This window comes from Geoglobus acetivorans, assembly GCF_039641995.1.
Classification (GTDB): domain Archaea; phylum Halobacteriota; class Archaeoglobi; order Archaeoglobales; family Archaeoglobaceae; genus Geoglobus; species Geoglobus acetivorans.
Genome location: NZ_CP087714.1, coordinates 832,455 through 845,390, shown reverse-complemented (window position 1 = coordinate 845,390; position 12,936 = coordinate 832,455). Strand labels below are relative to the sequence as shown.

14 protein-coding genes are annotated in these 12,936 nt (G+C 46.0%); 7 read left to right on the top strand and 7 right to left on the bottom strand.

The features are described from left to right. Positions 1 to 11 precede the first annotated feature (11 nt). The 4 genes from LPQ35_RS04970 to LPQ35_RS04955 form a co-directional block, all read right to left on the bottom strand. The gene (locus LPQ35_RS04970) at positions 12 to 1,121 is read right to left on the bottom strand and encodes an aminotransferase class I/II-fold pyridoxal phosphate-dependent enzyme (protein WP_193807588.1); all 1,110 of its coding nucleotides are present in this window, start codon (positions 1,119 to 1,121) and stop codon (positions 12 to 14) included. 2 nt (positions 1,122 to 1,123) lie between these two features. Further along, positions 1,124 to 1,789, bottom strand: a complete 666-nt coding sequence (locus tag LPQ35_RS04965) for a hypothetical protein (protein ID WP_346297700.1) — start codon at positions 1,787 to 1,789, stop codon at positions 1,124 to 1,126. Further along, positions 1,789 to 2,712 carry a replication protein A gene (locus LPQ35_RS04960; RefSeq protein WP_193807586.1) on the bottom strand — a complete coding sequence of 308 codons (924 nt, stop codon included), beginning with the start codon at positions 2,710 to 2,712 and terminating at the stop codon, positions 1,789 to 1,791. The genes LPQ35_RS04965 and LPQ35_RS04960 overlap by 1 nt, the downstream gene beginning before the upstream one ends. A gap of 127 nt (positions 2,713 to 2,839) precedes the next feature. After that, on the bottom strand, positions 2,840 to 4,108 hold the full coding sequence (locus tag LPQ35_RS04955) for an aconitase/3-isopropylmalate dehydratase large subunit family protein (protein ID WP_193807585.1): 1,269 nt from the start codon (positions 4,106 to 4,108) through the stop codon (positions 2,840 to 2,842). Positions 4,109 to 4,157: 49 nt separating this feature from the next. Between LPQ35_RS04955 and LPQ35_RS04950 the strand changes: the two genes are divergently transcribed. The 3 genes from LPQ35_RS04950 (at position 4,158) to LPQ35_RS04940 (ending at position 5,625) form a co-directional block, all read left to right on the top strand. Continuing rightward, complete coding sequence (locus LPQ35_RS04950; RefSeq protein WP_193807584.1) at positions 4,158 to 4,565, top strand: YkgJ family cysteine cluster protein; 408 nt, start codon at positions 4,158 to 4,160, stop codon at positions 4,563 to 4,565. A gap of 352 nt (positions 4,566 to 4,917) precedes the next feature. After that, a complete protein-coding gene (locus LPQ35_RS04945; RefSeq protein WP_193807583.1) occupies positions 4,918 to 5,322 on the top strand; it encodes a hypothetical protein in 405 nt (134 codons plus the stop codon). Next, positions 5,323 to 5,625, top strand: a complete 303-nt coding sequence (locus LPQ35_RS04940) for a 4Fe-4S dicluster domain-containing protein (RefSeq protein WP_193807582.1) — start codon at positions 5,323 to 5,325, stop codon at positions 5,623 to 5,625. Between the two features lie 15 nt (positions 5,626 to 5,640). Here the strand turns inward: LPQ35_RS04940 and LPQ35_RS04935 are convergent, their stop codons facing one another. Together LPQ35_RS04935 and LPQ35_RS04930 are read right to left on the bottom strand one after the other, a co-directional pair. Beyond that, positions 5,641 to 6,177, bottom strand: a complete 537-nt coding sequence (locus tag LPQ35_RS04935; protein WP_193807581.1) for a TIGR00267 family protein — start codon at positions 6,175 to 6,177, stop codon at positions 5,641 to 5,643. Positions 6,178 to 6,339: 162 nt separating this feature from the next. Next, the gene (locus LPQ35_RS04930; protein ID WP_318249205.1) at positions 6,340 to 6,591 is read right to left on the bottom strand and encodes a UPF0147 family protein; all 252 of its coding nucleotides are present in this window, start codon (positions 6,589 to 6,591) and stop codon (positions 6,340 to 6,342) included. 92 nt (positions 6,592 to 6,683) lie between these two features. Here LPQ35_RS04930 and LPQ35_RS04925 point away from each other — a divergent pair, with 92 nt between their 5' ends. The 4 genes from LPQ35_RS04925 to LPQ35_RS04910 all read left to right on the top strand — a co-directional run bounded on the left by LPQ35_RS04925 (position 6,684) and on the right by LPQ35_RS04910 (position 11,516). Next, a complete protein-coding gene (locus tag LPQ35_RS04925) occupies positions 6,684 to 7,043 on the top strand; it encodes an Sjogren's syndrome/scleroderma autoantigen 1 family protein (protein WP_193807580.1) in 360 nt (119 codons plus the stop codon). Between the two features lie 215 nt (positions 7,044 to 7,258). Beyond that, complete coding sequence (acs, locus tag LPQ35_RS04920; RefSeq protein WP_193807579.1) at positions 7,259 to 9,295, top strand: acetate--CoA ligase; 2,037 nt, start codon at positions 7,259 to 7,261, stop codon at positions 9,293 to 9,295. A 21-nt stretch (positions 9,296 to 9,316) separates the two neighbouring features. Then, positions 9,317 to 10,936 carry a CBS domain-containing protein gene (locus LPQ35_RS04915; RefSeq protein ID WP_193807578.1) on the top strand — a complete coding sequence of 540 codons (1,620 nt, stop codon included), beginning with the start codon at positions 9,317 to 9,319 and terminating at the stop codon, positions 10,934 to 10,936. Continuing rightward, positions 10,917 to 11,516 (top strand): exonuclease domain-containing protein, encoded by a 600-nt coding sequence (locus LPQ35_RS04910; protein WP_193807577.1) that lies wholly within the window; start codon positions 10,917 to 10,919, stop codon positions 11,514 to 11,516. The genes LPQ35_RS04915 and LPQ35_RS04910 overlap by 20 nt, the downstream gene beginning before the upstream one ends. 70 nt (positions 11,517 to 11,586) lie before the next feature. Here the strand turns inward: LPQ35_RS04910 and LPQ35_RS04905 are convergent, their stop codons facing one another. Then, positions 11,587 to 12,912 carry a CBS domain-containing protein gene (locus LPQ35_RS04905; RefSeq protein WP_193807576.1) on the bottom strand — a complete coding sequence of 442 codons (1,326 nt, stop codon included), beginning with the start codon at positions 12,910 to 12,912 and terminating at the stop codon, positions 11,587 to 11,589. Positions 12,913 to 12,936 lie beyond the last annotated feature (24 nt).

The window sequence follows — 12,936 nt, the reverse complement described above, 5'->3', positions numbered from 1 at the left end:
AATAAGGGAAATCAGTATTTCTTTTCTTCCATGAATTCATCAATTCTGTCCATCGCCTTTTCCAGATTCTCCATGGATGTTGCGTAGCTAAGCCTGAAGTAGTCTTCAAGTCCGGAACCAAATGCATTTCCAGGAGTCAAAGCCACGCCCTTTTCGAGCAGAACGTCCTCAATGAAACCGCTATATGCTTTTGCGAACACATAGAATGCGCCCTGCGGCTCAACAACATCAAAATGCCTTTTGAGCCTGGAAACAACAAAGTCCCTTCTCTTTCTGAATTCCCTCACCATGCCTTCCACGAATTCTCTGTCCTTACCATCGGCCATGAAATCCGCAACAGCCTTCTGGGCGAATGCCGGGGCACAGACACCGTTCACCTGATGGACTTTAAGCATTTCATCCAGCAGATCTCTGTCAGCGATAACAAACCCAATTCTCCAGCCGGTCATTGCAAGCGTTTTGGAGAATGCATTGACAACAACTGCGTTCTCGTAGCCCGCAAGGGTTCCCGGCTTTTTATCGTAGTAAATCCTGTCGTAAACCTCATCACTCACAATAACTGCCCTTCCATCCAGCGCCTGATGGACAGCATCAAGCTCTTTCTGACCAAGCACAGCACCCGTTGGATTGGTGGGAAAGTTCAGAAACATTAAAGAGGTGTTACCGGATAGCTTTTCTGCCACATCATCAGGATTGAGCCTGAAATCCGAAAAAGTGCTGATTTCCACAATATTTCCCATGCCAAGCCTGGCGTACGTGAAGTAAGAGAGGAACGACGGTGTGTGTATCAGAACGTCTGATCCCTGCTCTATGAAGGCGAGGGATGCGTTGAGCAATGCTTCACTCGCACCAACGGTAACCATCACCTCATCCTTTTCCACCCCATATCGCTCAGCAATGACTTCCCTAAGCTCCTCTAAGCCCAGATTGGGTGTGTAGTGCGTGTAACCCTTTCTCATGTACTCATGTGCGAGGTCAATAAGCTCAGCAGGCGTTGAAAAGTCCGGTTCACCAATGCTGAGATTTATGACATCCTTTCCTTCCCTTTTAGCCCTTTCCACAATCTCAAACATCCTCCTTATGAGAGATGTCGAGATTTCCCTAACTCTTTCAGCCGCCATCTTCAATCCTCCAGAAGGTCGGTTAAATCGAACTCCTCTTCCTCAAATTCAAACTCTTCGAAATCGAACTCCTCTTCGGGTTCATCCTCACGTGGAGGTTCCTCAAGTTTTTCCATAATTTCAACGTCTTCCTTCACCGTCAGAAGCGCCTTTTTCACCATATCCCTGTACTCGTTCAGGTCTGGATCATAGACTGTCCAGGCAAGTTCCACGTCCTCACCTTCCCTTTTCTCCATCGCTTCGATCCTTTCCAATGTTCGTCTGGCAGTTTCAAGAACCCAGTAGTCTCTGACAGAGAGATCAACGGCAACTATGTTTTCGGGTCTGATTGAGATTAGCTTTCTCGAAACTCCCTCAAAAACTCTCGGCTTTCCAACGATTGCCACGAGCTCCGGAACGTTCATTTCATTGATCGTTTCGAGCGCTTCTGGCTGGAATTTTCCTACGGTCGCAAAAAAAGTCCCGGTAGGATCTGCAAGCCTCAGCCTCCAGTTGTTGGTATCTGCACCAATTTCCTCCTTATCAAGCAGAACCGCGACGCTGAAAATTCTGTTCACCCTCTCGCCGGTTGGCGTGAGAACATACCTCAGACCCTCAGATTCTATCTGATGTGTGCTTCTCAAAAGTTCGTAAGCAAACACCCTTTTGGCGACCTCTCTCCTCCTCATCATGCCAATGCCTCCAGAATCTCATTAAAATCATCAGCCTTTGGTTTGTGAACCGAAATTTCCTTGACAAGCAAATATCTGCCTCCTCTAAGTCCTTTTACCCTGAAGTACCTCCCCAGAAGCATATTTTTAAGCTCCAAAAGAACTGCATTCCTGTCGAGGGTCTCGTGTGCTATCTTCAAAGCATCCTCAAGCCCAATCCCGGTAAGCTCCCTAATGTTTTCCTCGTTTAAAATTATCTCATAAACGTTCTCACCGTCATCGATCACGGCTTTGATCCTGAGGTCATCGTAACCCTCAACCTTTCCATGCTGATGGCACACGCCCTTGTTCAGCACCCTTCCGCACTCATTGCATCTCTTGACAAGTCCACTGTTCTGCTGGATCGCCACCATCGATCCGACTACTTCGATCTCCCTTGGAGGTAGCTGGATGTCCTCATCGATCTCCTCAATTCTGCTTGTCCTCGTTACATTTATCTGCATCCTCCCCTGAAAGCTATCAGTAACGACGTTTCTGAAAATGTAGCTCTTTCCCTCCTCAACCTCGGGCTGACTGGCCTTCGCCCACACGACAAACTTCACAATTCCCGTTTCATCGCCAATCAGACCGACCTGCGAGACGTTTGGAGAATTGGAATCCCAGAGCTGAACAACCTTGGCCTTGAGGCTGACCCACTGGTTAACCTTTGAAATGTCGGCAATTTTTACGAGAGGACTGTCTCTATCGAAAAGCTCTTCCCTGGGAATTCCATATTCTCTGACCAGATAGTTCATTATAGTCCTTACTGCCTCACTTTCCGGAACCTTGAATTCCTCAATGAGAAGTTTCATCCTTCTGAGAATGTCTTCCCTCTTCACCTTAACGTCTTTACCCTTAATTCTCTCAAGAATCTGGTCTGTAAGTTTTTCTGCACGACTCATTGTGATTAAGTTTTTCAGTTCACAAGATAAGTTTTTCTGAAAGGCCTTTAAATCTGCCACCAGAAGAGCAAAAAAGCCAGCCCATCACATCCGTTGGCCAAAACTGTAAAAATAAGGAGATGCTGTTTCAAACTTTTCTCGGATCTGTTATCTGGCCATAAATCGCTGTTGCTGCTGCAGTGGCGGGAGAGACAAGATACACCCTGCCCTCAGGACTGCCCTGCCTTCCTATGAAGTTTCTGTTCGATGTAGAAATGCTCGTCTCCCCTCCGGCAATCAGACCGAAGCTCCCACCCATGCACGGGCCGCAGCTCGGAAATTCCACAACCGCTCCAGCATCAACGAATGTGTCAATCAGCCCCTCCCTCAGAGCCTTCATGTAAATCGATCTCGAAGCTGGAATCACTATGAGCCTCGTTCCGCTTGCAACCTGCTCGCCTTCCAGAATCTCGGCAGCTATTTTCAGATCCCCATATCTGCCATTGGTGCATGAGCCTATAAAGACTTGATCGGCCTTTATTCCCTCAACCTCACTCACGGGTTTAACGTTGTCGACCGAGTGGGGCAGAGCAACCTGAGGCTCAAGATCGCTCACATCAAGCTCGATTCTTCTGAAGTAATCTGAATCCTCATCACTTCTCAGCCACTCCCAGTCCTCGAGCTTTCCTTCAACTCCAATGTTCCTTAAATACCTCTCAGTCTCAGCATCGGGCTCGATTATGCCCGTTTTTGCACCCATTTCTATCGCCATGTTAGTGATTGTGAAGCGCTGGGACATCTCCATCTTCTCAATGGTCGTGCCTGCGAATTCGGCGGCTTTGTAATTCGCACCATCTGCACCAATCATGCCGATTATCTTCAGCACAATGTCCTTGCTGTAAACCCTGTGAGGCAGAGTTCCATTGACCTCAAACCTGATCGTCTCAGGCACCTTGAACCAGAGCTTGCCAAGAGCGAATACCGCACCCATGTCAGTGGAGCCTATACCGGTTGAAAACGCCCCAAGGGCGCCATACATGCAGGTATGGCTGTCAGCCCCAACCACAAGCATTCCCGGAAGAACGTGGCCTTTTTCAACCATAATCTGGTGAGCAATTCCCTCCTTAATGTCATAATTCAGAATGTTCTGCTCTCCGGCAAATATCCTCAGCATTTTCTGATTTTCGGCTGCAACAACACTATCGGCAGGAGCCTGATGGTCAAACGCCATGATGATTTTTGAGCTGTCCCAGACCTTCCCATTCTCACCAGCAATTTCCCTGAAAGCCTTTACGGCAAGGGGTCCGGTTATATCATGAATCATTGCTCTGTCTATTTTCGCAAAAACGTATTCTCCCGATTTCACATCCTTCCCGGAGGCCATAGAGAATATTTTTTCGGTGATGGTCTTACCCATGATATGCCATAACAAGCTGTATTTTTAACAGTAACGGATTTGGAGTGTCATGGAACTCGCACCATACAGCGAGTTCAAACGCTGGAGGTGCATCCACTGCGGGTACTGCTGCGGGGAATATGATATTTCTCTCGGATACGAAGACGAAAGAATTCTCAGAAAATTCGGCAGTATTTTCAGCTACGGAAAGATAGGAGTGTACCTGAAAAGGAAAGGCGATAAATGTATTTTCAGAAAGAGCAGATGCAAAATTTACCGATTCAGACCAGTGGCTTGCAGAAAATATCCATTCTACATACGTAATTCAGGAGATGAAAAATCGGAGTTCCTGTACAATGAGAAATGCTACCACATATTCGTTGACAGAAATTGCAGAGGATTGGGTGTGGGGGAAGACATTGAAAAGGCCATCGTCAGGCTTCTGAGGTGGATCGAGAGACACTCCCCCACCCCATGATTTCATGTGGAAATGTATGACTGGCACTGTAACATCTCTGTTTCTCAAACAGAAGACTAAAACATGAGTATTAAGTCATTAAAATGGACAAATCCAAAATATTCGAAAGACGAGTCTGCATATTTCCGATAAACTGAGGAACTAAGCACCCACGCTTAACCCTTCTCCCGTCTGGCCAGTCATGTTTTTTTCAGAATTTTTTAATAATTAATAATGCCCACCCCCTTTATTTCCTGTGGAACAGTGATGGCCTTCCCCGTGCTTCTGGCAAAGCCCCCCACCCCATGATTTCCACTGGAGGGTGAAGAGCTTAGGGGTAAGGTATATCTTGTAAGACGGCGCACATATTATCATGACACAGTGGCCCGTTAAAATAATGCTCGTGCATCCAAAAGCGGATTTCCTGAAAGATGATGAAATTACGATTGCTGCTGACTGCGCAGTACTTGTAAACAGAGAAATCTCCGACAGATTCGGGAAAAAAGCCGTGCTTATAGGGTGTCCTATGCTTGAAGACCCGAAAAGAGTCTATGAAAAAATACAGATGCTGATGAAGGAAGGTGAGTTCAGCAGTGTCCAGGTTTTCACAATGGAAGTGCCGTGCTGTCAGGCACTTCACATGATGGTGGAAAGAGAGAAAGGAGACAAGGAAATCAGGAGGTTCATCGTCAGGGTGAACGGGAACGTTGAAGAATACAAGGGCAAAATCGATGAAAGCATGATTGAAGCCGAGAAAAAAGCCCACAGGGGGTTCTGAATGAAATCAAGAAGGATGATAATTGCAATAAACCACGACACCTGCATATCATGTGGAAGATGTGTCGAGTCGTGTCCCACAGGCGCACTGAAAATGGTGGACGGGAAGGTTCAGCTAATTGACGAAAGGCTTTGTGACGGATTTGGTTCATGCATAGCCGTCTGCCCGACAAACTCACTCTACATAGAGGAGAGAGACGCAGAACCATTCGACTGGAGCATACTTGAGGAGATTGACTTCGATGCATTCATAGAGAAGCTCTACCTGCATTACAGGCCGGCAGAAATAAAAGAAGAGAAGTAGATATTTTTCCTGTCACTATTTAACCACAGTGTGAATTCCTCTCTCGATCACTATTGAGACAATGGCAATTACAAGGCCCATAAGAACCATTTTTGCCGAAGAGATTGCGAGATTTTGCTTTGAAACGCTTCCAAAGTACAATCCAAGAATGCCAAGCGATAGTGCTGTCAGCGTTACAGATGCGATCAGGGCAAGCTTAACTGAGAAATCCAGAAAGTACGCAAGTATGAATGGAAGTACTGGCACAATGCTTCCCAGAATTGTTGATATGCCATCCACGATGCCTCTGAGCATCACCCTTTTTCTAACCTTTCTGTAAAGTTCGGTCTCCCTCAGCTCAACGAGCATGGATTTTTCAAGCTCGCGAAATTCACGTTCTTCCTCCACCCGCTCAGCTGTAAAGGCACCGAACACGTTCGAAATGCCGTTGGCGACTCCGCCACCTATCCCTGCAGAAATGATGACATCAAGCTGCCCTCCTGATGCTCCTATGACAACACCAAGCACGGAAAGCGCCCCGTCAATAAACCCTCTCACAAACTGCCTTTCCACATTCCAATTTTGCAAACCAAATTATATAGATTTTCTATAAAGTGCCAGTGACAATGGCCCTCGAGTCAGAGCACCACCTATCCCATGCAGAAATTATATGAATTTCCGGAGAAATCGCAAACCAATATGCGCAACAATTTTTGGAGAAAATTTGAGGTAGAATTACTGAACCGTAAGTCTCTCAAGATTGCTGACCAGGTTCCAGATCATTGTCCTCACATGCATCGGAAGATTCGGATCGGCCGAGAGATCCTCAAGGATCGAAATTGCACTGGCGGCCTTAAGCGAGATGTCTCCACCGGCCAGCAGGTCTTCTTTAATCTCACCAGCGGTTTTCCTAACATTTCTCGGAACACTATCGTCGTGGATAATTCTGTCCAGAGTTTCAAGCACTTCGTTCATAGCATCACTCAAGCTACCACCCCCAAACAAAATTAAATATCTTGGCGTCTTTACTCTCTCCAATGACTCAAGATAAAAAAATTTCGGAAGCTGCTGAACTTTTGATGAAAGGAGCAAAAATGCTCAGCCTTCACTGTCCAGACTGCATGCTTCCCCTCTTTCAGAAAGACGAGACCGTTTTCTGTCCATCGTGTAAAAAAGAGTTTGAAATTATTGAAAGCGAGAATGGAAAAACCCTGAAAATAAAAACTGAAGAAAAAAGGGATACCCGCCGGGAGAATGTCCACCGGAAAACTGTCAGAGCCGATCACGATGGGAACATAAACACAATCACAGAAAAAATCGACAGGCTCTTCAGCAGGCTGCTCGATAAAGCCATGCAAACTGACAATTTCCATGAGCTGAAAGAGCTGATCCACCTGATGAAAGAGTTATCTGAAGTCTATTCCATTCTCAAAAGGTAACTCCGGCTCATTAGACTGAATAACTACCCGTAGAAGACATACGAGAAGGAAGCAATTGTATCAGGCTTCGTGAATTCTCTGCCAGTAATTCGGGAGTTCTGCAGAATTAATAAGGAATAACCCGGTATAATGGCCCTGATATAAGAGTTTTACGTTTTTCTCATTATCAATAATTCGAAACGTTTTAATATCATAATTTTACACCCATAACCTGTATGACAGACCCGATTGAGAATTTAAAAAAAGAATTTGAGAACTACATAGTTCCACCAAGCTGGAAAGATAGAGTCTGGGAAATCGAGGACTTCCGAAAGTTCAGGGAGGATATACTGAAAGACAGGGAATCTCTCGAGAAGTGGTGGGAGAAGTGGGCAAATGAGATATTCTGGTTCAAGAAATGGGACAAGGTCCTCGATGACAGCAATCCACCATTCTACAGATGGTTTATCGGGGGAGAGACCAATCTGGCGTATTTATGTGCAGACTGGCAGATTGAGCAGGGTAGAAAGAACAAGGTCGCGATTATCTGGGAAGGTGAACCGGTTGACGAGAAAGGTGAACCTCTTGAAGTCAGAAAAATAACGTACTATGATCTCTACAGGGAGTCAAACAGAATTGCATACATGCTGAAAGAGAAGCTCGGGGTGAAGAAGGATGAGATTCTCACATTCTACATGCCAATGATCCCCGAACTTCCGTTCTACATGCTCGCCGTCCAGAGGCTTGGTGCGAAGCACAGTATTGTTTTCAGTGGATTCAGCGCTGAAGCTCTCGCAATAAGAATAATGGATGCCGGAGCAAGAATTGTCGTAACATCTGATGGTGTTTACAGAAGGGGCAAAGTGGTACCTCTGAAGCCAATCGTGGATGAGGCCGTGAAAATCTGCGAGAGAGAGGGACACAAGGTCGAAAAGGTCATTGTGGTGAAGAGAGCAGGAAACGAAATCAGCTGGTATGAGGACAGAGACGTCTGGCATGATGAGCTGCTTGAGGACATTTCCGGCAACGTAGAGGTCGAGTGTGTACCTCTCGGATCCGAGGATTTCAGCTTCATACTCTACACCTCAGGTACAACGGGCAGACCAAAGGGTGCCCAGCACTCTGTTGGTGGCTATGCGGTCCACCTCTATGCCACAATGAAAATGATATGGGACATACAGGATGACGATATCTACTGGTGTACTGCGGACATCGGCTGGATAACCGGCCACAGCTACATCGTCTACGGCCCGCTCATGACAGGGGCAACGAGCATAATGTATGAGGGCGCTCCGAACTATCCCGACATCGGCAGATGGGCAGCCATGATCGAGAGATATGGAGTCACGATATTCTACACCGCCCCAACAGCGATCAGGATGCTGATGAGAGAACCGGAGGAGACATTCACGAAGTACGACCTCTCCACGCTGAGAATCGTCAACAGTGTCGGTGAACCAATCAATCCAGAGGCCTGGAACTGGTACTACAAGGTTTTCGGACATAACGATGCCGTCGTTACGAGCACCTGGTGGATGACCGAGACGGGAGGAATTATTACCGGCCACTTCCCCGGACTTGGGAAGATTACCCCATTGAAACCAGGTACAAACGGATTTCCGATTCCCGGTATTAACGTTGCCGTTTTCGATGACGATGGTAATCCGGTCGAGCCGGGCAAGAGGGGTTACTATGTCATAACAAACCCATGGCCGGGAATGCTGATGACACTGTTCAAGGACCCGGAGAGGTACATAGACGTCTACTTTGGCAAATACAAGAGCAAGGGATGGTATTACTACACTGGAGACTTTGCAATGCTCGATCCAGATGGGTACGTCTGGGTGCTTGGCAGAGCGGATGACATCCTGAAGGTGGCAGGTCACAGAATCGGAACTGCTGAGGTCGAGTCTGCGTTAGTGAGCCACTCGGCTGTTGCTGAGGCTGCGTGTGTTGGCAAGAGCGATGAGATAAAAGGAGAAGTCCCACTCATATATGTCGTCCTGAAGAAGGGCTACGAACCAAGCGATGAGATGGTTTCAGAGCTGAAGAAGCACCTCAGATCCACCATGGGTCCTGTTGTTGCCTCGGATGCGCTCATAACGTTCGTCGATACACTTCCAAAGACAAGAAGCGGAAAGATCATGAGAAGACTGCTCAGAGCCGTGGCTGAGGGTAAGGACCTCGGAGACATTACAACCCTCGAGAGTGATGTGGCAGTTGAAGAGGCGAAGAAGGCCTACGAAATCGTGAAGAAGGCTCTGGAAAGCTAAATAATCTTTATTTTTTCTTATATGAACCAGATTCTCCCTCCGGCAGAATATCTATCGAAAATAAAACCCTTTTACTATCTGAATCAGGAGGACATAGCCTACCTTGTGGGAAAAATGAGTGTTTCCCTTTACAAGTCCGGCAAGACTGTTTTCAAACGGGGAAAGGTTCTGGACAAAATCTACCTCGTGAGAAGTGGAGAAATCGGATTATTTCACGAAAGTGAGCTTGTCGAAACGATTGGTGAGGGTGAATTTGTCGGCTGGACATCTGCTCTGAAAAGAGAAAAAACTGAATTTGAGGGCAGAGCGATTTCAGACACAATCTGTTTTGAATTTAAGGCCGGTGATATTTCAAAGGTGCTCCCGAACAGTCAGGATTTTTCGGACTTTGTGAATAACCTCATATCAAAGAGGTTCGGAGAGCTCGTCCATTCTGAGGAAAATGGGGTTGTAAAACTTTTCTCGTTAAGAATATCTGAGGTGATCTCCAAACAACCTGTCACATGTATGGAAAGCGATACACTGATTGATGTTGTTCAGCTTATGGACAGGCACAACGTCGGGAGTGTGATCGTGCTTAACAACTCGAAAAACCCTGTCGGGATAATAACCCACTCAGATGTGGTCAGACTTGTTGCCGGGAAGATGGAAAACCTGTCGAGGCAGGCAGGAGAGGTCATGACAAGCCCCGTTCAGGCAGTCGATGTTACCTCTTCACTCTTCGATGCATACAGAAAGTTCGTGGAGTATGGGATTAACCATCTGGCAGTTGCTGAAAACGGTAAAATTGTCGGAGTTATCACCGTGAAGAATCTTCTCAAACACTTTGAGCCACAGATGTCCCTGTTGAATCTCCCGAGAAGAATTAAAGAACTTGAAAAACCGGGAGATATTGAAACAATACTGAACGAAGTTGAAACCACTATCAGAAGATTCATAAATCTCGGTTTCAGCTATGACAGAATTTCATCCATTATCGTTCCTGTGACAGATAGCGTAGTGGAGAAAATACTCACCAGCAGGCTTTCTGGGGAGAGGTCGACGTTCGCAGTAATAGGCAGTTTTGGAAGAAGGGAAGTCGAGTTTCCGGTCAGTTATGAACTGATTTCGTTTAACGGGCGGAATACTGAAATATCTGAAATGCTCGAGGACTTTGTATCAGTTTCGGACCTGCATTCATTTCAGGATGATGTGGAGGGACTATCGAGACTTGTGGACTCCAGATACATTTACGGAGAGGGGAAGACATACATCAGATTCAGAGAGGAAATCGAGAAAAAAATGGACAGCAGAAGGGAGGAGATTAGGGACTTTCTGCTGGAAGTATCCCCGAGAAAGTTAAATTACGAGAACTGCTGTGAGGTGGTGGAGAAATTCGCAAGATACGTGTCAATTCTCAGGGGGGACCTTCTGTCAAAATCCACGGCAGACAGGTTGAGAGAGGCAAAAATCCCTGACAGTAAACTCTCCGAAAGCGCTTCTGAGGCATACATGGCGATGAAATTCATCAAACTGAAACAAAAGATGTTCGATAAGACAGAGAGAATTGAGAACCTGATTGTTAAGGAGTCCATCATATACCTCAGGAAGTATATCGACGAAGTTCTGCGGGTTGTTGAGGATGGCAAGCGATTTGTATGAACAGAATTACTGTATAATCGATCTGGAAACCACCGGATTGAATACGAAGAAGGACGAGATACTGTCCATCGCAGTAATTCCCATCAGAAATCTGAAAATAGATATGGACAAGGTATACTGCACATTCGTCAGGCCAGAGAAGTTCAGGGTGGATTCAGTCAAGTATCACGGAATAACAGAGAACGATCTCAGAGAAGCACCGAGGTTCGAGGATATTGCAGATGAGATCGAGAAAGTCTTGAAGGACAACATCCTGGTCGGATACGCTGTCCAGATAGATGTTGAATTCCTAAAGAATGCATTCAAGAAAAAGATGAAAAGGAAAGTAAAGGTGGAGAGATACGTGGATGTAGCGGAAATTGAAGCATGGCTTCTTAGAAAAAGAGGGTCGGGTGTCACGTTCAGACTTGACTTTGAAAGTTTAATTAAGATCTACAGGATAGACAGCGAACACAGGCATTCTGCCATTGGAGATGCCTACCTCACCGCTCTCGTTTTTCTGCATCAGCTTTCACAGCTCATTGATTATGGCCTGAACGTCGTTGATCTCGTCAGAATAGGCAGAAGGATGCTGATATAACCGCCAGAAACTGTTTTGCCCGGCAGTTTTTCGGGTTATAGTTGTCAGGTGAAATTTCCTGTGGAACGTGTTAGATAAAGTTCCTCTCAACGTAATTCTGGAATTTCTTTACCGTTCTCAGGGCGTCCTTAATCATCTGTTTCTCCATTGGATTCAGCTGTGAGGTCTTCAAGACCTTCAGATTCTGGGACTGGAGCCATATCTTTCTCCTCATCAGGATTGTGTAGGCGTGTTCAAGATCATCTGCAAGGTCCGATGGAATTAATTTTTCCAGCGCAAGCGCTCTGATCCTCTGAAATGTGTTTGTGACATCGAAGATTCCATTGGTGATTGCAAGTGCTCTGACAGGATACTCGATCGGAGCCACTGCACCTGCCTTGTAGTTAAATTCATCCTTAACATCGCCAAAAATTGTGAGTGCCGGCTTGTATCTGAGAGAGGACATGACCACATGCCTGTTTCTGTACAGTTTCTCGGATAAGCATTCCTTAAGCTCTATAAGCATTTTGCTCTCTCCGAAAAGGCATCTTGCATCCGAAAACAGGGAAATCTTTACGATGTTGCTTTCCACGTTCCTCGAGACTTCGGAACATGTTTTTTCTATCTCAGAATGGTGCAGATTGAACTTGTCTGATGTATATCCGTGATCACACCCGGGAAAACCGGTTCTGTCAAGTGATGATTCAAAGTTTTTGAGCAGATCGACAACACTCTCATCTGAAAAAATTGAGAACGTATCTCTATCCGTGAGTAAAAACTGTTCTCCTCTCCCACCACTTCCCGTTATCGCATAAACGTAGCCCTCAGCGGGCATGTTCATTATGGCCGAGGCTTTAATTATAATCGTATCAACAACATGAGAGATTTCCGAGAAGAACTCTGCAGGATTCACGATCTCCGGATACTCAAGATAGTAATTCGTCTCTTCCAGCAGTTCCATCTTGAAATCGTTCATGACAGCAGCCAGGTCATCTATGCTCTTGCTTTCGTGGATTTTTGCGGTGTACTTTATGTACTTGGGGCCAAGCTCGTAGGCAAGGTCCCTGAGAGTTAGCACCCCTATGATCTCTCCACCCTCCTCGATTACTGCCAGATGCTTGACACCGTTGGTAACCATTTTCGACAGTCCATCGAGAATTGTCGAGGAGGGGTGTGCGGTTACAATCCTCGTTTTTGCATGGTCCACCACTTTTGCTGAGAGATTAACGTCTTCACCAATTGCATGTCTCAGGTCACTTTCAGTAAAAAAAGCCAGAGGTTTTCCGTTCTTAAGAACAACAACACTGGAGACTTTTTCATCGTCCATCAGCTTTGCAGCATCTTTTATACTCCTGTCCGCGTCAATAACAACCGGGTCTCTCCTGATAAAATCAGAAAGCTTTCGGAATTTTGACATCTGAAAAACCTGAACAAAAATTAA

Excerpts from the sequence above, each read along its gene's own strand:
- LPQ35_RS04925 (WP_193807580.1), top strand. The coding sequence starts at position 6,684 with ATGAAAGGAGCAAAAATGCTCAGCCTTCACTGTCCAGACTGCATGCTT.
- LPQ35_RS04910 (WP_193807577.1), top strand. The coding sequence starts at position 10,917 with ATGGCAAGCGATTTGTATGAACAGAATTACTGTATAATCGATCTGGAA.
- acs (WP_193807579.1), top strand. The coding sequence starts at position 7,259 with ATGACAGACCCGATTGAGAATTTAAAAAAAGAATTTGAGAACTACATA.
- LPQ35_RS04945 (WP_193807583.1), top strand. The coding sequence starts at position 4,918 with ATGACACAGTGGCCCGTTAAAATAATGCTCGTGCATCCAAAAGCGGAT.
- LPQ35_RS04965 (WP_346297700.1), bottom strand. The coding sequence starts at position 1,789 with ATGAGGAGGAGAGAGGTCGCCAAAAGGGTGTTTGCTTACGAACTTTTG.
- LPQ35_RS04950 (WP_193807584.1), top strand. The coding sequence starts at position 4,158 with ATGGAACTCGCACCATACAGCGAGTTCAAACGCTGGAGGTGCATCCAC.
- LPQ35_RS04960 (WP_193807586.1), bottom strand. The coding sequence starts at position 2,712 with ATGAGTCGTGCAGAAAAACTTACAGACCAGATTCTTGAGAGAATTAAG.
- LPQ35_RS04970 (WP_193807588.1), bottom strand. The coding sequence starts at position 1,121 with ATGGCGGCTGAAAGAGTTAGGGAAATCTCGACATCTCTCATAAGGAGG.
- LPQ35_RS04915 (WP_193807578.1), top strand. The coding sequence starts at position 9,317 with ATGAACCAGATTCTCCCTCCGGCAGAATATCTATCGAAAATAAAACCC.
- LPQ35_RS04940 (WP_193807582.1), top strand. The coding sequence starts at position 5,323 with ATGAAATCAAGAAGGATGATAATTGCAATAAACCACGACACCTGCATA.
- LPQ35_RS04955 (WP_193807585.1), bottom strand. The coding sequence starts at position 4,108 with ATGGGTAAGACCATCACCGAAAAAATATTCTCTATGGCCTCCGGGAAG.
- LPQ35_RS04905 (WP_193807576.1), bottom strand. The coding sequence starts at position 12,912 with ATGTCAAAATTCCGAAAGCTTTCTGATTTTATCAGGAGAGACCCGGTT.